This window comes from Brevibacillus panacihumi W25 (genome assembly GCF_000503775.1).
Taxonomy (GTDB): Bacteria; Bacillota; Bacilli; order Brevibacillales; family Brevibacillaceae; genus Brevibacillus; species Brevibacillus panacihumi_A.
The window spans coordinates 428,730-451,116 of record NZ_KI629787.1 but is presented as its reverse complement, the minus strand read 5'-3'; the positions used below and the strand labels follow the sequence as shown (position 1 = coordinate 451,116).

Annotated in this window: 19 protein-coding genes and 1 riboswitch; of the genes, 4 read left to right on the top strand and 15 right to left on the bottom strand. The window is 49.6% G+C overall.

Annotation, left to right across the window (positions count from 1 at the left end):
- Positions 1-395: 395 nt before the first annotated feature.
- Positions 396-578, bottom strand: a riboswitch (cobalamin riboswitch).
- Positions 579-773: 195 nt separating this feature from the next.
- On the top strand, positions 774-1,694 hold the full coding sequence (locus T458_RS55540; RefSeq protein ID WP_023555535.1) for an ABC transporter ATP-binding protein: 921 nt from the start codon (positions 774-776) through the stop codon (positions 1,692-1,694).
- Positions 1,695-2,636: an ABC transporter permease gene (locus T458_RS55535; protein ID WP_023555534.1), complete on the top strand. Its 942-nt coding sequence runs from the start codon at positions 1,695-1,697 to the stop codon at positions 2,634-2,636. It begins immediately after the preceding gene.
- Between the two features lie 49 nt (positions 2,637-2,685).
- Here the strand turns inward: T458_RS55535 and T458_RS55530 are convergent, their stop codons facing one another.
- Positions 2,686-3,045: a DUF805 domain-containing protein gene (locus T458_RS55530; RefSeq protein ID WP_023555533.1), complete on the bottom strand. Its 360-nt coding sequence runs from the start codon at positions 3,043-3,045 to the stop codon at positions 2,686-2,688.
- A gap of 351 nt (positions 3,046-3,396) precedes the next feature.
- Here T458_RS55530 and T458_RS55525 point away from each other — a divergent pair, with 351 nt between their 5' ends.
- Positions 3,397-5,034 (top strand): peptide ABC transporter substrate-binding protein, encoded by a 1,638-nt coding sequence (locus tag T458_RS55525; protein ID WP_023555531.1) that lies wholly within the window; start codon positions 3,397-3,399, stop codon positions 5,032-5,034.
- A 66-nt stretch (positions 5,035-5,100) separates the two neighbouring features.
- Here the strand turns inward: T458_RS55525 and T458_RS55520 are convergent, their stop codons facing one another.
- From T458_RS55520 to T458_RS55460, 14 genes are all read right to left on the bottom strand, one after another.
- Positions 5,101-6,399 (bottom strand): MFS transporter, encoded by a 1,299-nt coding sequence (locus tag T458_RS55520; RefSeq protein ID WP_023555530.1) that lies wholly within the window; start codon positions 6,397-6,399, stop codon positions 5,101-5,103.
- Positions 6,380-7,513, bottom strand: coding sequence for an NADH:flavin oxidoreductase (locus T458_RS0129620; RefSeq protein WP_023555529.1), 1,134 nt, complete (start codon positions 7,511-7,513; stop codon positions 6,380-6,382). Before T458_RS0129620 ends, T458_RS55520 begins: the two co-directional genes overlap by 20 nt.
- A 125-nt stretch (positions 7,514-7,638) precedes the next feature.
- Positions 7,639-9,204, bottom strand: a complete 1,566-nt coding sequence (locus T458_RS55515; protein ID WP_171819428.1) for a helix-turn-helix domain-containing protein — start codon at positions 9,202-9,204, stop codon at positions 7,639-7,641.
- A gap of 755 nt (positions 9,205-9,959) precedes the next feature.
- A complete protein-coding gene (locus T458_RS55510) occupies positions 9,960-11,501 on the bottom strand; it encodes a class I adenylate-forming enzyme family protein (RefSeq protein WP_023555527.1) in 1,542 nt (513 codons plus the stop codon).
- Positions 11,502-11,517: 16 nt separating this feature from the next.
- A complete protein-coding gene (locus tag T458_RS55505) occupies positions 11,518-12,702 on the bottom strand; it encodes an acetyl-CoA C-acetyltransferase (protein ID WP_023555526.1) in 1,185 nt (394 codons plus the stop codon).
- Positions 12,692-13,564 (bottom strand): fumarylacetoacetate hydrolase family protein, encoded by an 873-nt coding sequence (locus T458_RS55500; RefSeq protein WP_023555525.1) that lies wholly within the window; start codon positions 13,562-13,564, stop codon positions 12,692-12,694. The genes T458_RS55505 and T458_RS55500 overlap by 11 nt, the downstream gene beginning before the upstream one ends.
- Positions 13,565-13,590: 26 nt before the next feature.
- Positions 13,591-14,700 (bottom strand): cupin domain-containing protein, encoded by a 1,110-nt coding sequence (locus T458_RS55495; RefSeq protein WP_023555524.1) that lies wholly within the window; start codon positions 14,698-14,700, stop codon positions 13,591-13,593.
- A 46-nt stretch (positions 14,701-14,746) separates the two neighbouring features.
- The gene (locus tag T458_RS55490) at positions 14,747-15,334 is read right to left on the bottom strand and encodes a hypothetical protein (protein ID WP_023555523.1); all 588 of its coding nucleotides are present in this window, start codon (positions 15,332-15,334) and stop codon (positions 14,747-14,749) included.
- Positions 15,331-15,786 (bottom strand): acyl-CoA thioesterase, encoded by a 456-nt coding sequence (locus T458_RS55485; RefSeq protein ID WP_023555522.1) that lies wholly within the window; start codon positions 15,784-15,786, stop codon positions 15,331-15,333. The genes T458_RS55490 and T458_RS55485 overlap by 4 nt, the downstream gene beginning before the upstream one ends.
- A 43-nt stretch (positions 15,787-15,829) precedes the next feature.
- Positions 15,830-17,062 carry an FAD-dependent monooxygenase gene (locus T458_RS55480; RefSeq protein ID WP_023555521.1) on the bottom strand — a complete coding sequence of 411 codons (1,233 nt, stop codon included), beginning with the start codon at positions 17,060-17,062 and terminating at the stop codon, positions 15,830-15,832.
- A gap of 15 nt (positions 17,063-17,077) precedes the next feature.
- Positions 17,078-17,860 (bottom strand): enoyl-CoA hydratase/isomerase family protein, encoded by a 783-nt coding sequence (locus T458_RS55475; RefSeq protein ID WP_023555520.1) that lies wholly within the window; start codon positions 17,858-17,860, stop codon positions 17,078-17,080.
- A gap of 15 nt (positions 17,861-17,875) precedes the next feature.
- Complete coding sequence (locus T458_RS55470) at positions 17,876-18,733, bottom strand: 3-hydroxyacyl-CoA dehydrogenase family protein (RefSeq protein WP_023555519.1); 858 nt, start codon at positions 18,731-18,733, stop codon at positions 17,876-17,878.
- Between the two features lie 163 nt (positions 18,734-18,896).
- Positions 18,897-20,252, bottom strand: a complete 1,356-nt coding sequence (locus T458_RS55465) for an MFS transporter (protein ID WP_023555518.1) — start codon at positions 20,250-20,252, stop codon at positions 18,897-18,899.
- A 306-nt stretch (positions 20,253-20,558) separates the two neighbouring features.
- Positions 20,559-21,320 (bottom strand): SDR family NAD(P)-dependent oxidoreductase, encoded by a 762-nt coding sequence (locus tag T458_RS55460; RefSeq protein ID WP_436967342.1) that lies wholly within the window; start codon positions 21,318-21,320, stop codon positions 20,559-20,561.
- A 129-nt stretch (positions 21,321-21,449) separates the two neighbouring features.
- On the opposite strand from T458_RS55460, the gene T458_RS55455 reads away from it, so the two are divergent.
- Positions 21,450-22,367, top strand: coding sequence for a LysR family transcriptional regulator (locus T458_RS55455; protein ID WP_023555516.1), 918 nt, complete (start codon positions 21,450-21,452; stop codon positions 22,365-22,367).
- The last annotated feature ends 20 nt before the right edge of the window (positions 22,368-22,387 follow it).

Sequence of the window (22,387 nt, the reverse complement as noted above, 5' to 3'; positions counted from 1 at the left end):
CACGTCCATGAGACCTCCCACGGTAAGACGATTCACTTTCCTTCCATATACCCACATCATTTACATTGGTACGTCCGTGTAGTTAATTGGACTTCGTCTTGTTTGGCAGACTCATCCCGTATCCTATGCCTGATGATGTTCGTGTTCCTTGGGCCGGAAGTTTGCCTCCAGCTTCCTTTGGATTCCACCTCGCGGTGGACACCCTTGCTCTTGGCTAGTGGTTGGTAACTACAAACCCCCACAGTGGACTTTCACCACCTAGTTAATCGCCATGCGTGGCACACCAAAAAGACCCCGCCATACCGGACGGGGTCAACGCAGATGATTCACATGAAATAGACACAAAAAGGCATTCTTTCCACGCTTCATCCACCTCTCCTTTCCGCGAAGGCACTTTGGGTGTGACAAACTAGGTAGGTCTCCTGGCTTCGGTTCATCGTGCTCTTTCGCCTTCCCCGGCAAACCGAGTGGCATCATCGAAAGAGAACTCACCTTTACAGTGGCGGGACCGCTCGGGATTTTCACCCGATTCCCTGTTACCCCTCGCTCTCGCAAGGGCACCTAGCAGCATCCGTATAAAATTTCGCACTCAGCTACAATTCCCTATATGTTTGGAAAATCCTTCATTGTTGATACATCTCCATCCCGAGACGGAGCCGGATTCGATCTGTGGGTCGTTACCCCCTCTTTTTCTGCCAGCTAAAATTACGAAGAAAGGTATCAGCAAGACCGGTAAGCAGTGCTGCACGGTCCACACAAAAATGGAGGAAAGAATGAACCAGGACACAGTCGTTCAATTGCGGGATGTTACGAAAAAAATCGGTCTGAAAACCATTATTCATACGATCAGCCTCGATATTCCGAGAGGAAAAGTATTTGGCTTGCTGGGACCAAACGGAGCCGGAAAAACCACCCTGATCCGCATGATGGTGGGCTTGACTTCCATCACTGGCGGTCATATCACGATCCACGGATCCAACGTGAAGCACGAGTTTGAAAAAGCGATTCAACACGTCGGCGCAATCGTCGAGAATCCGGAAATGTACAATTATATGTCGGGTTGGAAGAATCTGATCCACGCGGCCAATATGCTCCCTGGCGTGAATCGCAAGAGGATGAAAGAAGTAGTCGCGCTGGTCGGATTGGAGAAGCACATCCATCAAAAGGTGAAAACCTATTCGCTAGGGATGAAGCAGCGGCTTGGAATCGCTCAGGCATTGCTCCATCGTCCCTCTGTCCTGATTCTGGATGAACCGACGAACGGATTGGACCCTGCCGGGATTCGGGAGCTTCGCGACCATTTGCGTAGATTGGCGGATGTGGAAGGCACGGCTGTGATTGTCTCCAGCCATCTGCTTTCGGAGATGGAGCTGATGTGCGACGAGATTGCCATTTTGCAAGAAGGGAAATTGGTCGATGTGAAGTCCTTGAAGGATATGATGCTTACGGATACATCGAACGTGACGATCGTGCTGGATGTTGACCAGCCACAGGAAGCCTATGCGCTATTGATGCAAACTCCTTGGGACATCTCGTGCGCCATGCACAATCAGACACTGAAGGTACAGCTCTCCAAAGAACAGATACCGTCTGTAGTCTATGAACTTGCGCATGCACAGATCAACATCTATGAAGTGAAGATGTTGACGAAGTCGCTGGAGGATACATTCTTGGAAATGACGGGGGTTCATTAAGTGTACAAACTGCTGCGCAATGAAAACATGAAACTGTATTCCAAATTCGGCACCTGGCTCATGATGACGCTCCTACTGCTGATCGTTGCTCTCGTCGGAGTGGTCAACCAATACGAATCCCCTCCAGCGGATGTATCCCAATGGCGGACACACGTCGAGCGAGACATCGAGCAGATGAAAGCTGACATCCTGAACGAGCCCAATCCCCAAATCATCAAGCAACTGGAAAGTCGAATAAAAGTACAGGAGTACGCCTTATCTCACGGCATCGTCCCGCTGGATTACACGCCCTGGAGCTATACAATGGAAGGGAGCTCCATGATTCCTCTCGTCAGTCTGTTCGTCATTTTCGTCGCGGGAGGCATCGTTGCAAATGAATTTGCCTGGGGAACGATCAAATCCCTGCTCGTGAAGCCTCACAGCAGGGCCAAAATCCTGTTGGCCAAATATCTGTGTGTCCTGCAGTTTGCGCTGCTTCTGCTCGTGATGCTGTTTGCTGCAACCTTTGCTTGCAAAGGATTTTTCCATGGTTTTTCCTATTGGGATACTCCCTATCTGTTCACAGACGCGCAAGGCAACGTCCAGGAAGGAAATATGATTCTTCATCTGTTCTCTGCATATCTCCTGAATTCAGTCGAGCTGTTGTTTGTGGCAACGATCTCTTTTATGATTTCCAGCCTCTTCCGAAGTCCTTCGCTGGCGATAGGCGTTTCCATGCTGCTGCTCCTAGCAGGCGGACTGACAACCAGTTTATTGGCAGTCAAATACGACTGGATCAAGTATACCCTGTTCGCCAACACCTCCTTGTCGATGTACCTGGAGGGATCTCCCCTGATCGAAGGAATGACGCTTCCGTTTTCGCTAATCGTTCTTGGTGTCTATTTTAGTGTGTTCATCATTACTACCTGGACCGTTTTTACCAAGCGCGATGTGGTCAGCTAATGAAAATGAAAAAGCCTCCACCCTGCAATAGGGGGAGGCTTGATGCCCATTAGACGAAAGCATTTCCGGCAGCCTTGGGATTGGCTCCATATTGGTTGTCTTCTTGGCTGTCTTGGCACATAAATACAATCAGAACAATCGTACCGATCAGCGGAATCAACCCGATGAGAATCCACCAGCCGCTTCTTCCTGTATCGTGCAGTCGACGAACTGTAACACCTAAGCTAGGCAACAAAACAGCTAATGAATAAATTCCGGTTAATACCTGGGTAATACCAATCATATTCTCCACGAGGGAAAGCACGATGGATACGATGAAGTTGAACAAGATGAACATCCAGTATTCTTTACGTCTGGCTCTACCTGTAAATGCCACGTAATCCTTCAGAACCTTCAAATACCATTGCATCAAAAACACCTCCATTCTTGCGGGAAATCCGATACACTCAAATATCATATCACCAAGCCTCAGGAAAAAAAACCGTGAACAGTCAGGTTTTGCCTATTTGGTTCCATGGAATCATTTTCCATTTAGGTCCTTAGTAATGATCCGATTGGGCAACACCTCCCTCCCCATACCCTTTTGGCGGCCATAACTATACTCGTTCTTCACAACAAGTTGTATGAGATAGCCTGCCATTTCTGGCGTAAAATCCCGAGCCGATTTATACATGATGGTGAATGACACCTGGTAATCCCTCTATTATGCTAAATCTGATGTAGAAATATTCTAAATTTTATAAATGCTAGGAGGGTGTTTATGCCAAAGTGGCTACTCCGTATTTCTGTCACAGCCCTGCTCTTTAGTCTGGTAGCAGGGTGCAGTACAGCATCGACCGACACAACGAAACCTGCAGATGGTGCCCAGACCGTCGCTGAACCCGCAGCAGCCGAGCCCATGGTGTTGAACTGGAGCATTCCGGGTGAGCCGCCGACACTAGACCCCGGCATTGCTTCCGACGCGCCTTCCATGGATATGATCAATCTGGTGTTTGAAGGGTTAACCGCCGTCGACCGCCAAGGGGAGATGGTCAATGCGACGGCAGAGAGCTTCACCCAATCCCCTGATTTCTCTCACTACGTCTTCACCATCCGCAAAGATGCCAAATGGAGCAACGGCGATCCGGTCACCGCCCATGACTTCGAGTACGGGATCAAGCGAAACCTCGACCCCAAGACTGCAGCAGACTACGCTTATCAACTATTCTATATCAAAGGGGCCGAGGAATATTACACAGGAAAAGGCTCGCTGGATGATGTCGGCATCAAGGCAACGGACGACTACACGCTCGAGTTCACCCTGCGCGCCCCTACACCTTATTTTCGTGAGCTGACTTCGTTCACCACCTACTATCCGCTGCATAAAAAGACCCTTGAGAGCAATCCGGACTGGGCGAATGACGCCAAAACCATCGTCGGAAACGGTCCTTTCGTGATGGATGTCTGGGAGCACAAGGCCAAGATGCAATTCAGCAAAAGCCCAACCTACTGGGATCAAGCCAACGTCAAGCTGGACCGCATCGAGATCGCCATGATCGAAGACCCCAACACAGCCTTGTCCATGTTTGAAAACGGCGATCTGGATTGGGGCGGGTACCCTGCCTTCAACTTGTCTCCAGATGCGATCGGGAAGCTGAAAGAGGAAGGCAAAATTATCGTGGCGGACAATCCGGGGACGCGGGGCGTCATTTTCAACACGACCAAACCGCCTTTCACCAATAAAAAAATTCGTCAAGCCTTCGCCTATGCGATCGATCGAAAAGAGATCATCGACGGCATTCTGCAGACAGGAGTTGCACCCGCTTTCGGCTGGTCCCCTGTATCCATGGGCTTGAACCCGGACGGCTTCTTCAAGGAAGATCCGGAAAAAGCGAAGCAATTGCTGGCGGAAGGCATGCAGGAGCTGGGACTGAAGGAATTCCCCAAACTGACGTACTACTATGATGTCGGCGAAACGGACAAAAAGATTGCCCAGGCCCTGCAGGACAGATGGAAGCACACTCTCGGCATCGACATGGAAATTCGCACAGCCGAATGGAAGGTCTATTACGCCGACGTCCTAGAAGGAAACTATCAATTCGGCATCTGGCTGTGGGGTGCGGATTTCAACGACCCGATCAACTTCCTGGAGATGTTCAAGGACAAAGATGGCGGCAACAACGTCGTCCGCTTTGACAACCAGGAATACCGCGAGCTGTTGAATCAAAGCTACTATGAAACAGACCCGGAAAAGCGCAACAAGCTGATGTTCGACGCGGAGAAGATTTTAATGGAAGAAATGCCGGTCGCACCGATCCACTTCCGCGGAAATCCCTATATCAAAAACGACAAGGTGAAAGACTTTGTGATTCTTCCGCTGGGCGGCTCCTACTTTAAATATGCCTATGTAGAAAAGTAAGATCCGATGTGAGCCCTATCAAAAAAGCCGGTTCCCCACTCAAGGAGGAATCGGCTTTTTGCCTTTTTACATAGGCAGATTTTCGCTTTGCTCTGCTTTGCTGTTGCTGCGGGACCAGATCACTACCGGGATCAGCAGCAGCGACAACACTCCCCCCGCAAACGAGAGCGTGGCATAACTGGACCTTGCAACGACCATCCCGGACAGAGCCCCGCCCGATGCGCCAGCCAATGCGATCAAGACATCGATCGTGCCTTGCGTTTTCGCTCGGGTAGACAGATCCGTGGCATCGACAATGAGTGCAGTGCCGCTGATCAAGCCAAAGTTCCAGCCTAGGCCAAGCAACGCAAGCGCGGCGATGAGAAGCAGCATGGAATCGGCAGGTGCCAGCGCGGCAAGGAGAGCAGCAGCGAGGAGAATCCCTCCAGATGCATAGGCCATGGCCGTTCGCCCAATCTTGTCGACGAGCACTCCCGTCAGCAGGGATGGGAGATACATCGCGCCGATATGGATTCCGATGACCAATCCAACCTCACTCAACCCATGTCCGTGATGCATCATGTGTACCGGCGTCATCGTCATGATCGCAACCATTACGATTTGTGTCAAAATCATAACCGTCGCCCCGACAATAATTCCCCGGTTGGCATTGCCCCGAGTCGGCGAAGCCATCTGCGCCGATTGATTCTGCTCTTTTTTCTGCGCGGCGGCAATCGCCTTTGCGACCACGTATGGATCCGGGCGGAGCAAGCACAGAAGGACCAATCCAGCAAGGATAAAGGCTGCCGCACCCAAAATGAAAGGACCCGCCAGTGCCGGAATACCGAGCGACTCGGCAAATCGGCCCATTACATCCACCAGGTTGGGACCTGCCACAGCACCGAACGTCGTCGAGACCATGGCGATACTGACGGCAGTCGCCCGTTGGTTGGGCTTCGCCAGGTCAGTCCCGGCATACCGGGCTTGCAGGTTGGTGGCTGTCCCGGCGCCATAGACAAGCAGTGAAGCAAACAGCAGGAGAATATTGCGATCCACCGCTGCCACGATGACCCCGATAGCGCCAATACCCCCAGCCAGAAATCCTGCCGCGAGACCAGCACGGCGACCGAACCGTTGTGAAAGCCGACCGACCAGCATCGCGGCTCCGGCGGACCCAAGTGTCAGCAATGCTGCTGGAATTCCTGCATAACTGTCCGTGCCAAGCATATCTTGTGCCAGCAATGCCCCTACTGTTACCCCAGCCGCCAGGCCCGCTCCTCCGAAAATTTGTGAAATGACAACAATGATTAGCGTCCGTTTATACAGCCATCCCTGCTTTTCCGGAGAATTCAGGTAGCTGCCTATCTCATCCGTTTTTTGCGACATCACTCAGAACCACCTTTTTCGTACATAATGGGCAAACTGCTTTATCCGTGCTCATTTCCATGTTCATGACTTCGGCTGTACGTTTATTGACATGATGTCCCCTTTCTCCATCTAATCCAAGAGGGTCGTAATTGATTGAATTGGTAGTAGTGTAGTTCCCTTCCAGAAAGTTGTCAATTTTATAAGTGTTGGTTGATTCTTGGCACAAAAAAACAGCCATGACAGAGTCGATCTTGGTGTGATTGGAGCCCTTCCCTTCTGTAAAGTAACTCATAAATTCCGTGTCCAGGCCGACTGATCCGACTGTAATCGTCGGTTTGCCCGTCAGCTTTTTGACCCATCCGGCCAAATTCAGCTCGGAGCCTTCGAATTCGGGCTCCCAGAAACGGCGGGTGGAGCAGTGGAACACATCCACGCCCGCCGCGGTTAACGGCTTCAAGAACTGCTCCAGCTCAGCCGGTGTAGTCGCCAATTTCGCCGTATAGTCCGTCGACTTCCATTGCGAGATACGCAGGACGATCGGGAAATCCGAACCGACAGCGCGGCGGCAAGCTTCGATGACTTCTACCGCAAAGCGGGTGCGCTTCACCATGTCGCCGCCATAACGGTCGGTTCGCGGGTTCGTTTTCTCCCAGAAAAATTGATCGATCAAATATCCATGTGCGCCGTGAAGCTCGATGCCGTCGAAGCCCAGCCGCTTGGCTTCGGCTGCTGACTGAGCGAAGGCCTGAACAATGCTGGCGATGTCAGCTTCGGAATAATCGCCGACTTGGCCACGTACTCCCATATGCCAAATCTGCGGAAAGATCCGTCCTCCCGCCTCGTGCACCTCAGCCAACACATTTGCCCAACCGTTTAATGCGGTTTCGCCGTAGAAATGCGGTACGTTTGGTTGATTGGACGAATCCGGATGATCGATGATCGTGCCTTCGGTCACGATCAATCCGACGCTGTTCTCCGCCCTGCGGCGGTAATAGGCCGCTACATCCGCGGTCGGCACGCCTTCCGGAGAAAATTGACGGGTCATCGGCGCCATCACGATGCGATTGGGCAGCGACAGAGTTCCGATTGCGAACGATTGAAACAAGGCTTGCACGGATTCCGAGTATGTCATAAGAACCTCCTAATCATCCTTATTGCTTGATTTTTCCCCAGTTGCGTCTTACCAATTCTGACAGTAAGAAAAACCCCGGCCGCTTGGCAGGGGTGCACTCGGTTATGTATGACGATAATCGAGTTTCACAATCGATAAAAATCGTGCAGTTTATAGGCCAGCATCAAATTAAATCGTTCTTCCGCGTCCTCAAGATCCACCTTTAGAAGCTCACTGATTCGTTCCAACCTGTACTTTAACGAACTGCGGTGAATGAAGAGATGTTCAGAGGTTTCTTTTAAATTTCCATTCATTACTAAATATACTCTTAGCGTGTCGAACAATTCTTTCCCTTTACCTTTGCTGGTTTTCAATAAGGGACCGAGGTAATTGTCAATAAATTGTTCTGCGATCATCGTGTCCTGCAGGTTGCTCAGAACGATATAGGAACCCAGGCTGTCAAAGTCGATGAAACCCTTGTGCTGAAAACGGCTCTCCGCTATTTTTAAAGCCTGCATAGCTTCTTTATAGCACCGGTAATAATGATCGATTTTTTGCGTGCTAGAACTGATGCCTAAGTAAACTTTTGCTCCCTTTTCATGAGAAAGCGTGATCTTTTTTAATTGGTTATATACCCGCTCCCATTCGAGATGCTCCTCCCTGCCCCCCTGATCTGGAACAATCAGGATAAACAAGCCTTCCTTACGTGTAGCCACAATACTTGGGTAGTGCCGGGACAAATGCTCGCGAAATCGCTCCCAGATCAAGGTCTTCTTTGCCTCGATTTCCATGAGGTCTGATTCTTTCTCGATACTTTCTTCAAAGGAAAAAGAAATAATGGCAACCTTATGAGGCTCGAACACATTCAGCTTAAACAGGTTCGCATACTGGATGACTCGCTCTTTATCCTGTATATTTGGGACGAACAACTGGTTCAAAAAGCTTTCCTTCACCTGATCCTTAGCATCGAGGATTAGTTTTTGTTTGATAAATTGCGTGGCATACACATTGAGAGCATGGTTTAATGTCATGTGAAGCACGGCATCTACGTCATCCTTTGGAATCTGTATGGCCAAATATCCGTGTAATTCTCCCCCGCCTCGGATAGTAAATAGGCCAAACTCACTCCCATCTTCCAGCGAGAACCATTGTTCCATGCTGCTGCTTTTTCGAATTGCATGGTTCTCTGCCTCTGACTTTTGAACAATAGATTGGATGGTATGTTCAGAAGCGTCAATCGGAGCAAAAACCATCGTTCGTACGAACCTGTCGAACAAGATCACAGTCTGTTCTATCATTTGCGAAAGCGATGAGGTAATTTCACTAAACCCTTCCCCTATCAGCGTTTGCTTGACTAGCTCCTTCTGGTGTTCCATAAACATTGCCAAGCGCGCCTTGCTTTCCCGTTCATTTTTGTATAGCCTTGCGTTTTCAATCAAAACAGAGACATGGGAAGATATGAGATGTAGGAGTTCCGTATCCTCTTGGGTAACGATCCTGTTTGGTTTCTTCTTTACATGCAGTACACCAACCGTCTTTAAGTTGACGATGAGAGGAACAGTAGTTTCATTCTCCCCGTACCGATCTAAAAAGGGGAAGTATTCATATAGGTTATCTTTGTGTTCGACCTTTATCGCCGTTGGAAGAGTAACGAAGCCGTAGGCCGCCGGGTGAAGGACAAAACAGCTCTTAGCCTCATCAAAGAGATACATACAGGCCGCTTCCGCTTCCGTCCCTTTTCCCGCTCTCTCGACTGCACTGCCAACCAACTTCTCCAATGAAGAGCCAAGGGATACATTCTCTTGCAGCCACTCCATCCCTTCCAGTTTCTTTTTTTCCTTTTGTTTATTCATCGCGATACCGATCGCCGAAACAATATCTTTCCCAAATTCAACGAACAATCTGTTTGCATCCTCAAACAAAGGGACAAAGCTGCGAAACCCGATTAAGCAAACGCCGTAACTGTCCGAATCCTGTTCCTTAATCGGAACCGTAAACCACGTAGCGAATCTCTCTGCCTCGATACTTTCGTAAAAACGGCAACGTTCGTCTGCTTTGATAATATCGTAGCACCAAACTGGGCTTTCCAAAAAACGGGACGAACAGCCTGTGCGATGTAGCGGAAAAATAGATTCGAAAAAGTCCCCTTTTCCTTTCGCTACTTTCTTGTAAAGATGATCTCCTTCCAGAAAAATGATAGAGACATAATCACAGGAGAACTGCTTCCAAAAAGCATTCACCAGGAAGAGCAGGGTCTCGTCCAATGTTTCGAATTGAATTAATTGTCTGGCAGTTTTTCGCAAGTGAATATTGAGCCTTTCAACCAACGCACTTTGCTTTCTGTTGTCAACCACATAATCACCTCAATTCCATTCACACATTCTTATATCCATTATAACCACTTGAAAGAAAAAAGCGCCTCTGTTGTCCCTCTTGTAAAGGTAGAGAGATTTCGGCGCATGTATAGTTATACAGATTCCATTAGTGCATCCTTCAGCTTCGTCTTCTGAATTTTTCCGCTAGCCGTCGTCGGTATTTCTTCTACAAACACCACTCTGCTCGGAAGCTTATAGCTAGCGAATTGAGGCCTTAAAAATTCGTTGATCTCCTCCATCGTGCAGGTAACCTCATCCTTCAGCTTGATGGCCGCACAGACAAGTTCCCCCATGATGGGATCGGGAAGCCCGACAATGGCCACTTCCCTCACTTTAGGATACTTACGCAAGACATCCTCAATTTCCTGCGGGTAGATGTTATATCCGCCTTTGATAATCATCTCTTTTTTGCGTCCTACAAAACGGATATACCCCTCTTCATCCATCGTCCCCAGGTCCCCCGTGTAGTACCAGCCATCCTTGTCAATTGCCAGTGCCGTTTGTTCGGGAAGCTGGTAATAGCCTTTCATCAGTCCAAATCCTCTGTAGGCGATTTCCCCGGTAACACCTGAAGGTACTGGCTCTCTCTGTTCATTGACAATCCGTATCTCGACCCCATCAATCGCTTTCCCCACTGTATCCAATACATGATGGCCCTGAGCTTCATACGGAGTAAGCGTGACGCTCCCCGTCTCTGTGGTTCCAAAAGAAACACAAAGATTCATCCCCATCCGATCTCGAACCGCTTGAATCGTTTCGGGAGGGCAAAGGGAAGCTCCCGTAATCCCTGTTCGCAGCGAAGACAAATCATAGGCTGCGAAATCCGGATGCTGCAGTTCCATTGCAAGCATCGCAGGTACGGCATGATGCACGGTTACTTTTTCCTGCTCGATTAACTGAAGGGCCTTATGCGGGTGATATTTGTCCAGCAACACCATTTTCGACTGAAAATAGACGGCTGACATTAGATTGCATGACATCCCGAACACATGAAACAGAGGAGAAACGATGATGAACACATCATCCTGATCGCATTTCAAGCTTTTGCCAATGGCCATCCCGGATTGAACCACACTTCGATGCGTGATCATAACCCCTTTTGGCGAGCCTGTAGTTCCGGATGTGTAAAGGAAGCAGAAAATGTCGTTGTCGGGATCGGGAATGACCGAGGGAAAAGCTGTTTGATACTCTTTCTTCATCAACTCAGAAAAGGATTGATACCCTTGTTTTTCGTATCGTACGGTGACAACTGTCTCCACAAGAGAAGCAACAGATTCGAATCCGACTTTTTCAAAATCCTCACAAACAAAAACCACTTTTGCTCCGGAATTGGCCAGAATGTAATTCACTTCATGAGCACGGTACTTGGGATTGAAGGGAACGAGGATCGCTCCTACTTTGGAGATGGCAAAAAACAATTCAACAGTCTCGTGCCAATTGGGCAAAGAGACCCCGACGCGATCCCCTTCCTTGATTCCCAAAGAAACCAGCGCGCAAGCCAGTTGATGCACTTCTTTTTGCAGTTCGCCGTAGGTCAGTCTGCGTACAAGATCATAGACCGCTTCTTTTGCAGGTGTTCGTTCTGCCGTCTTCTCCAAAAGCTGCGAAACAGACAAAACTCGTTCCAGCGCCATTTCTCGATACCCCTCTCTACAGTCTTTCCCATACAGCTGCAATGCCCTGACCTCCACCAATGCATAGCGCAGAAGCACCGAATTTTTTGCCTCTTCGGCCCAATTCATATAAGAGAGTCAAAGAAATTCTTGCTCCCGAAGCAGCCAGAGGATGCCCCAAAGCGACTGCGCCACCGTTTACATTGCCGATGGCAGGATCAAAATCCAACTCCTTTTGGCAGGCAAGATACTGTGCCGAGAAGGCTTCGTTTATCTCCACCAAATCAAGGTCTGCGATTGACATCCCGGCCTTCTGCAGCGCTTCCCTGATCGCGGGAACAGGACCAATTCCCATAATTTTAGGTTCCACTCCAGCTACCGCCCATGAGACAAGTCGGCCGATTGGTTGCCATCCGCGCCTTTGCGCGTATTCGGCCGACGTGACCACGAGTGCCGCTGCGCCATCGTTAATACCGCTTGAGTTGCCAGGCGTGACAAGACCATCTCTCTTGAACTTGGATGCCGCTAGCGCTGACAGCTTCTCCAAGCTTGTTTTCCGCGGATGCTCATCTGTATCGACAACTCTGCTCTCCTTTCGTTCGTGAACCGTCACCGGGACGATCTCTTTGTGGAAGTAGCCTTTTTCGATCGCATTCAACGCTTTTTCATGACTGGCCAAAGCGTGCCGGTCCAGTTCCTCTCGAGTGAAACCATGAAGCTCAGCCAAATTTTCAGCTGTGGTGGTCATAAAGCATTCTCCATGGGTATCGTATAGCGCTTCATACAAATAATCCCTCATTGGATTTTCAAACAACGGAATTCCCCAACGGGCACCCCGAATCACATGCGGGATCTGACTCATATTTTCTGCTCCACCCGCCAAAGCAACCTTGGATTCACCCGTCATGATCATCCGTGCCGCCTGAGTAATCGCTTCCAGGCCAGAGCCGCATAAACGGTTGACCGTCAATGCAGGCACTTCCAGCGGTACCCCCGCTTTCAGGCCGACATGGCGTGCGGCTAATACGGCATCAGGACTTGACTGTATGACATTGCCAAATATCACTTGATCAATCTCTTCCGGTTCAACCTTGGAGCGTATCATCGCTTCTTTTGCCACTTGCACTCCCAGGTCAATGGCGGAAATGTCTTTGAATGAGCCTCCGAATTTGGCAAATGCAGTGCGGGCTCCGTCCAGAACCACGATTTCTTTACCCGTCATGACGCATTTCTCCTTTCACACTCTCAGACACAACCGGATTGGAAAACGACCCGATTTGATCGATGGAAATTGTAATGACATCCCCCTGCTTGATAGGAGCGACTCCATCTGGCGTCCCGGTCGCTATGATGTCACCTGGCTCCAAGGTCATGACATGCGAAAAAAGCTCAACCAACTCTGCGATGCCGCAAATCATGTCCTTGCCATTTACCTTTTGTCTTTCCTCGCCGTTAACGGTTAGTACCATATCCAGCTGTTGCGGGTCCTTTATATCTTCTGGGGTAACAATCCACGGCCCCATCGGAGTAAAGGTATCGAAGGATTTCCGCAGGCATCTTTCTTCTTCGTTTTGCTCATCCGGACGCAGTGTCACGTCATTCAGACCTGTGTAGCCGAAAATGTAGTCGTAGGCTTGCTCAGCTTTCACATTCTTTGCCGTTTTTCCGATGACGAAAGCCAACTCCAGTTCATGGTCAAACCGTCGTCCTTCCTTGCTCTCCGGTAGAACGATCGGGTCTTCCGGTCCGATCAACGATGTATTCGCCTTGAGAAAAAAACCTAACCCTCGGGCTGTATTCTCGACCTTCATTTCTTTTTTGTGAGCGAGATAGTTGACAGGAGCTGCGACAATTTTGCCTGGACGAGATACAGGGTGGCGCAGGCGAACATCCGCGAGGGAGTGGGAAGGCATGTTCAAAACATGCTTTGCAATCGTCTCTTTGACGTGCTCATAGCGATGAATCAAGTCTACCATTGGGCAGGAATGGGCCGGCTTTCCATCTGCCATCAAAGCTCCAATCTCGTAAACGTTGTCCTCTATTACCACTCCCAGCTGAAAGTCGTTAAACAATGCGAATTTCATCCTTTTCCTCTCCTTGACTGTAAGCGTTAGAGTGTGATGGGTTCAAATACGCTTTCAATCTGTTGATACCCGCCATTTTCTTGCAAGACATCTTCTTTTTCCAGGCCTAGCAGCTCCATTACCGGCCGGTCGTTCAGGGAGAACAAGAACGAGTCCGTTTCTCCGCTGTTGTGATGCTCATGCCAACTCCATGGTGGGACCACGAAGAAATCACCCGAAGACCACTCGAATTTTTGTCCGTTGATAACGGAGTACCCTGTGCCTTCCAGCACATGATAAACGACACTGTGAACGTGCCGATGGGCTCTCGTGTGAAAAGCGGGAGGGAGCTTTTGCATAGACGTACCTAATCTCGCATCTGCAGAACCTCCAGTTGTCGGATTAATATAGTCAACCGCGTAACCGTCGTATGGATCAGGTTCAAGCTTGCTTAAATCATTTATTGTTTTTTGAATATTCGACCATTTGTAGTTAATCAGAGGGGAAGGGTAGCCGTATTTTTTTCGCTCCGAAATGGCTCTCACTCCACTCGCATAGCGAAGAACGGAACGATCCGGCTCTCCGGTCACAGGATAGGTGTCATCATGATAGGGCTCAAAAAACGACCCCGTTAACGTTTTGACCAATCCTACATCAAGTCCGTCCATCCAGAAAACAGGCTCTCCCCCTTCATGACCGTGATCATGCCACGTCCACGGCGGTGTTAAGATTAAATCTCCCCGGCGCATATAGGTTTTCTCTCCGTCTACCGTGGTATAGGCCCCACCATCCCCCTCGATGATAAAGCGGATGGCTGCTTGTGAGTGACGATGTGATGGGGCGATCTCACCTGGCAATAGCAACTGGACACCCGCGTACAAGGTATTAGTGGCATATCCGATTTTTCCCTCTTTCAAGAGCGAAGGATTTTGCAAATAGATCACGCGACGCTCACTTGCCCTTCCGAGGGACAACAGTGAACCTGCCTCCAGCAAATATTTGCGAATCGTCTGCCACTTCCACAAATAAGGTGTGACGCCATTCGAAGGCTGCGGAGTAACCATTTCTCCAATGTTGTCCCACAACGGTCCCAGATGATGACTAGCCAGCTTGTTTGCAAATTGGTGCAACGCTTCTTTCGCTTCCGAAGTACTCATATCCGTGTAATCCTCCTTTGACAGGTCGCCTCATTCTTCAAAACAGCTAGATTAAGTAGAATGCACCATCAAACAATCCCAAAGGCCAATGTCCGGTTTCGAACACCTGCAGCATCGGTTCATATGGATTTGTTTCCCAGCCTTCTGTGTCCGCCAGCAGTTCCCAAGCGCAGGCTAATCCCGCTAGATACATGACCGAGCCGACAGCGGTTTGCACAATCTCCTTACCTTGTGAGCCAAGCTCACGGAACGCCCCATCAAAGGATTGGTGAAAAAGATACTCGGGGATGTGCTCCGCGATGGCGGTTAAATTTGGCATTCTACCGCTATCCTCTGCTTTCTCCCTGATCCTGTCAGGAATGTCATGGATCCGCTGCCAAAGCAGGCTGGTTTCCAATCTCACCCCTTCCAAAAACGAAGGAAGTTGGTCTTTTTCGAGCCACTGGATTCGATACTCGTCGATACCGAAACGATGGCTGATTTCCTGTAAGGACTTTTCTGCTGCTGCCCGACCTGGGCTTTTCCCTACCGTTGAAAACCAATCCGTTCTTGATACTCTCGTCATGAGATCAACCACGCTGTCTGTATTCGGACCGTAATCGATAGTAGCAAGCTGATATGAGGGAGCCGTCATAACATCCCCTCCCGTACATTCTCCTGGGTTCCATCATCCTTTTTTTGCATAGTGGCAAGTGCTTTGCGAATCTCATTTGGAATCGATACTGCCTTTGGCTTTCCGTTCGAGAAGTCGGCCCAGGCCCGGGTTTCATACCCGCTAGCAACCACTTCACCCATCCTGTGAAATTCATGTTCGATCGTAAATACCTTGTCTTTTAAGCTGATGATGGCTGAGCGGACGCATACCTCGTCTTCGTGCATGAGGGGTGATGTAAATTTGCACAGTGCCTCTAGGAGAGGCATTCCCGCTTTTTCCTCAGAAAAGAGATGGCCAAATGAAAAGCCGATTTCGTGAAAAAAGTGATGGGAAGCTTCATCCATCCATTTGTAAAAATTGGGATAGTAAACGATACCGGCAGCATCCGTTTCTCCCCATCGTACGCGAAATTGATACTGACTGGGGTTCATGGTTTGTTCCTCCATAGTTGTCATTCTCTTTCTATAAAATGATTTAGTACTTGGTGGTTAATTGAGGAGGACCAGACTTGGGACCATAGGGACCTTCGTCGAGCCAACGGCCCAAGCGCGGCAGGATGGACGACAAGGAGGCAGCAATCTCCCGTTTCATCCCCATGGCCGGCGAGTTTCCTTGAATGTGCTCCAGTGCAATCCCCGCACAATCCCGGTTGTACTGTGCCGCTATTTTTCTTTCTTCCGCTGCTTCCATAATGGCCTTCCTTGCCGTTTCGGGGTCAGAAGCATCCAGTGCTGTACGTATCGCCCGTGCCGCTAAAATGGCATCGGGTACGCCTGAATTCATCCCGCGGGCACCGAATGGGGCAAACAGGTGCGCTGCTTCCCCAGCGAGCAAGACACGACAGGAGACATCCGCAAAGGATTTTGCCACCACCTGGTGAAACTGGTACGTAGAGACCCAACTGATCCGATCTGCGTACTTTTCGTCCATGACCTTGGGCAACCATTGCCGTACACCTGACACGCCACCAAATTCTTCGGGATTGTCTCCCTCCAGGAGCTGCAAATCTACTCTCCATCCCCCTGCGAACGGCACGAACAATACGTTTCGTCCTCCCATCGTAGGATGCTTATAATGGAACACACGCTCCAATGGCAGAGGTGCTTCGGTGTCTTCCAGGACATCCACGACCAGAAAAAAGTCATTGGACCTTGGGCCTTCAAACTCGATTCCAACTGCTTTTCTCACGGTGGAACGCGCTCCATCAGCTCCGATCAGGTAATGACAAGACCACTTGGTTCCCCTTTCCGTGGTCACTGTAACTCCCTTATCATTGGCCTCGACATCTGTGACAGGAGAGTCCCAGATAAACTCTACGCCCGCTTTCAGACACGCTTCATACAAAAACCGCTCCGCCTCAACCTGAGGCAGACTGGCAAACGGGGGCAAATCTGTTGGATTCGGTGCAGGGTAGTGTTTGACATACACCTCCTTGCCTCCAAATAACGTTCGTTTTACCGGCCAGACAATCCCGTTCTTCGCATAGGTATAACCAAGGCCGGGACTTATTTCTTCCAGGTGCGAAAGCGTTGCCTTGTGGAAGTAAATGGCCCGGCTTCCCGGCCGCATCCGTCCCTTCGGCTCCGCTTCGATTACCGTTGCAGGTATTCCCAGGCTTCTTAGAGCAAGCGCAGCCGTCAATCCAATAGGGCCGGCACCCACTACCAGCACAGGTCGTGACTGCTCCAGGTGATGATCAATGCTCATGCTCCACTCCTCCAGTTACCTTCCCGAGAACACAGGTTTTCTTTTTTCTACGAATGCTTGCATGCCTTCCTTGCGATCATGGGTGGCAAAGGCATTTCCAAAGCAAGCGCTTTCAATCGTCAACGCCGTCTCCAAGTCTACGCTTGCGCCGGCATTTACAGCTGTTTTCATCATACGAAGAGCGACAGCCGGCTTTTGCACCAGCTTTTGCGCCCAATCCTTTGCGGTGGGCAACAACTCTTCTGCAGGCACCACTTTATTAATCAAGTGAATCTCCAGCGCTCTTTGGGCATTGATCATTTCCCCGAAATAAAGAAGTTCCTTTGCCACTGTTTGGCCAACCAGCCTCTGCAGACGTTGCGTTCCTCCGGCTCCAGGAATGATCCCCAAAGACATCTCAGGAAAAGCAAACCTCGCTTTCTCCGTGCTTATCCGCAAATCGCAAGCCAATGTCAATTCGCACCCTCCCCCGAGTGCAAGTCCATTAATGGCCGCTATAACCGGTTTAGACAGATTCTCGATTTTGGAAAAGGTCGATCGGGAGACGTTGTTCATTTCCATCATGCCGATATGATCAAGCTCCAGCATCTGATGGATGTCTGCTCCAGCTACGAATGCCTTTTCTCCTTGCCCGGTAAGGATAATGGCTCCCACTCCGCTGTTCGCTTCCAATTCCCCCATGATCTGCGCTAGTTCCGTCAGCACTTGCGTGTTAAGTGGATTCATTGGTGGACGATTAATGGTAACAACCGCTACTTCGTTTTCGATTTCACACAAGATAAATTCCGATTTCAACATGCGACCCTCCCTGTTTTACTTGCTATAGTCGTAAAAGCCGGCTCCCGTTTTCTTGCCCAAGCGGCCTGCCCGTACAAGCTGGCGAAGCAAAAGCGGTGCCGCGAATCGGTTATCTTTGAATTCCTCGTAAAAGTAATCCATTACATGCAGGCCAATGTCCACTCCGCCATAATCCTGCAGCGCGAATGGTCCCATCGGATAGTTCAGTCCGAGTGTCACTGCCTTGTCAATGTCTTCTGCGGAGGCTACTCCTTCCTCCAATAACCGGATCGCTTCGATGAACTGCGGCACCATAATCCTGTTTACGATAAATCCGGGCGTATCTTTCTTTACCACAACGGGCTCTTTGTTTAATCGTCGTGAAAATGCTTTGATTTCTTCCACCGTTTCATCACTGGTTTTGTATCCTCGTACGACTTCCACCAGCTTCATGATTTGTGCAGGGTTAAAGAAGTGCATGCCCGCGACGCGTTCCGGACGCTTGGTGGCTTCGGCTATCGTCGTGATTGACATGGATGAGGTGTTCGTTGCTAGAATGACGTGATCGGGAACAATCTCATCAAGTCTTGCAAACACGCTCTTCTTTACTTCCAAATTTTCAATGACGGCTTCAATGACGATATCTGCCCTCTTCATTTCTTCAAGCTGCGTAGTGACTTGAATCCGCCCCATGACCTCTGACTTTTCAGCCTCCGTCATTTTCCCTTTCGAAACACTTTTGACAAGGAACGAATCAATTCTTCCCATTGCCGACTGTAAAAACTTCTCTTCGAGATCTTGAAGGATTACGTGGAAGCCCGACATCGCTGCCAAATTGGCAATGCCGCTTCCCATTGATCCGGCACCGACAACTCCTACCGTGACCATTTCCATGCTTCTCGCCCTCCTCTTTTTTGTATGAATTGTTAGTCTATTCAAAATTATAGTTTGCCGCCGTTTCTAATAACTACCTACACCATGGACGAATCCGAGAAGCTTTCTTGTACTTCGTGTAGGAAAAAGAGAACCCTGAAAGGATTCTCCGTTGGCGACTTTCTTATGTCTGGCTCTTGAGCTCGACACCTGTTTCTTCGGGTAATCTCTTTATCGAATCCCCATGTTGTTCCTTGACAAGGAGGATTGCGATCGCACCAATTACACCGGAAAAGGCGAGCACTACCAGATTCGTTTGCGGCGACAGGCTCATGGAAAGCAATACACCTACAAGTGTCGGTGCAACAATCCCCCCGATTCTTCCAAAGGCCGTATACACACCGACTGCCGTAGATCGAATCTCTGCCGGATAATACTGGGAGACATAGGCATTCAGCAGATTTTGCAGACCAATTGATGCTGCCCCGACAATGGCAATCAAGATGTAAGCGACCCATAGATCCGTTTTGAGACCGATGGCACTGAGAGCAACAGCACCGCAAACATACAGGGGGATCAGAATCGTTTTGAACCCTTTCTTGTCGGTTAATCTTCCAAAAATGATCGTTCCCAAAATGGCTCCTGCGTTCAATACCATCACAAATGTCAAGCTGGAACGAAGATCATAGCCCGTTTCCATCATCAGCTTGGGCAGCCAGGTGTTTAAAGAAGATATGAGGATAAAGCAGCTGAAGCATGCAAACCAAAACATAACCGTGCTAAGGCGACGTTTGCTTTCAAATATCTTTCCAACGGAAGGCTTGGCTTCCTTCGCATCCGAGCCCATAGTAAACGAGTCCTGTTCACCCGGTTGGTATTCCGGATCCACTCTGCTAAGAATTTGTCCAACTTTCTTATGCTCCCCTTTTCGGAGCAGTTGACCGTAACTTTCCGGCAATGCCTTGAGGATAAATGGCAGCATGAGCAACGGAATTGCTGCGATCCAGAAAATAGGTCGCCATCCGAACTCCGGCAGAATAAGTCTGCTAACCAGTCCCGCCAAAATACCTCCGACCGAATATCCACAAAATACGAAGGAGACGATCGCCGCTCTCGAAGCTTTGGGCGCATATTCGGTTGTAAGAGCGATAATGTTGGGCATCACGCCGCCAAGCCCCAAACCGGCGATGATGCGGCAGATCGCGAACAGTACCGGATCAACCATCAAGCCCGCCAAGGGAACGCATATGCTAAACAAGACGACACTTAGTACAATCACTTTTCTCCTGCCGATCTTATCTGCCAGATACCCAAATGCTAACGCTCCGATGGCTGTCCCCAGGGTGGCGTAGCTGCCGATGGCACCAGTGGCGACGGACGACAGCGACCACTCCTCCATTAATACCGGAACGACCGATCCGTAAATGACAATGTCGTAACCATCGAACATGATAATGATAAAACTCCAGACAATGATTGCAAGATGAAAGGCATTGAACCGAGAACGGTCAACGATTTGACTTGCATTCAAAACTCTCATTGCAACTTCCCTCCTCAAAAGAATATGATCAGTCTGTTCCAAAACCGGATAATGAAAGCGATTACTTTTTTCACTTATTGTAATAATCTGATTTTTAATTTTCTACCTACGCCATAACGGAAAATGACTCTCGACTTTCATCTCTATGACAGGGTTTACGGGACGCATCATTCGTGGTAATCACGTTGTCGGGGGATTCATCATTTCAAGTAAGGATGAATGAAATAAAAAAACCTGTTACGGCACATGAGTTTGCCATAACAGGGACAAATATAGTGTCTTATCTACCAGCCGCCAATGCCTGGCTTACTGTGCCGTATATCCCCCATCCACCAGCAGGCTCGTCCCCGTAATAAACGAAGCATCGTCGCTCGCCAGGAACAGTACCGCTTTGGCTACTTCCTCCGGTTTGCCGAGACGTCCCATTGGATGAAGACTGATCAGATGCTCGTTCATGGCTTCATTGCGTCCAGCAATCAATGGGGTGTCGATATAACCCGGGCAGACCGCATTGACGCGGATGCCTTGTTGGGCATACGTAATTCCCAGTGTCTGGCTCAGCAGCTTGACGCCGCCCTTGGCGGAAGAATAGGCCGTAACACCTGCTTTTCCGGCGTGACTGTGAATGGAGCCGCAGTTGACGATGGCACCGCCCGTTCCTTGCGCCAGCATTTGCTCGATGGCGTATTTATCGCACAGGAAGACGCCGGTCAGGTTGATGTCGATGGTTTTCTGCCAATCCTCGAGGCTGAGCTGATCGGCTGGCGCATCCATGGCGATCCCTGCATTGGCGAACAGAATATCCAGCTTGCCGTATTTGGCCACCGTTGCCTGCACCATCTGCTTCACTTCATCTTCTTTGGTCACATCCGTTTTGACAAAGAGCGTATCGTAGCCTTCCCCGTTCAACTGCTCGGACAGCTCTTGTCCCCGTGCGGAGAAGTCTGCGATTACTACTTTTGCGCCTTCTTTTGCAAAACGAAGAGCTGTGGCTTTCCCGATGCCAGTGCCCCCGCCTGTGATAATCGCGACTTTCCCTTCCAGTCTTGCCATTGTAAACGCCTCCATTTCGATGGGCGGTTTGATAGATGTGAATGTGTTTCGTGCCCTTGATTCAAGTATAGACCTCCCTTATATTTAGTTATATGTAAATATAGTTACCGTTCCTTCACTTTTAGTAAAGGATGTGAATCTGCCATGCACCTGGAGCAGCTCGAATACATCGTTGAAGTCGCGAAAACCGGCTCATTGACCAAAGCATCGCAGAACAAGCACGTCACCCTGTCAGCGATTAGCCAAGCTCTTTCCAGTCTGGAGGCAGAGCTGGGCGTTTCCCTTTTTACCCGTTCTCGGCTGGGCGCCGTCCCTACGCCAGAAGGACGGATTCTCATCAAAAAAGCCGTTGAAGTGCTGCAGAAGCTGCAAGAGCTTCGGGAGGAGGCACAGTATTTTACCAATACGATCAGCGGCGAGCTGAGAATCGCAACCATTCCCGGCCCGATGAATCTGCTGGTAAACGCGATAGCCGGCTTTAAAAAGGATTACCCTCAGATTCGTTTTGAAATCGCGGAAAAAGGAACGCAAGAAATCCTGGAGGACATTCGCCAGGAGAAACTCGACATTGGCTTGATCATCCTGTACGGAGACCTCGTTCCCAAAAACGCAGAGCTGATCTTTGAACCCGTATTGCCGGTAAAAATGGTCGCAGGTGTAGCGAAGGACTCCCCTCTTGCTTTCCAAGACACGGTCTCGCCGGAGGAATTGCGGCGCCATCCCTTCGCGTTATACGAAGATGAATACGTCCAATGGTTTGTGGAGGACTTTTCCGCCACTTACGGTCCTGTAGACATTTTGTTTACAACCAACAACACCGCAGCCATTCGCAATGCCGTCAGAGAAAATCTGGCTGTCACCCTCGGCATTGACTACTCCTTTATCGAAGAACCTTATTTGCCCAATCAGGATATCCTCACCCTGGACCTGGACATCCCCAAGCAGTCCGTCTATCTCAGCTGGGTCCGCTCCGAGGAAAGACATTTCTCGCAAATCTCCAGGAACTTTGCAAACCGCCTGCAGTACGATTTGAAAAAGAGAATGGATTCTCTCCTCCCCTAGCTAACGATGAAAAAAGGCTG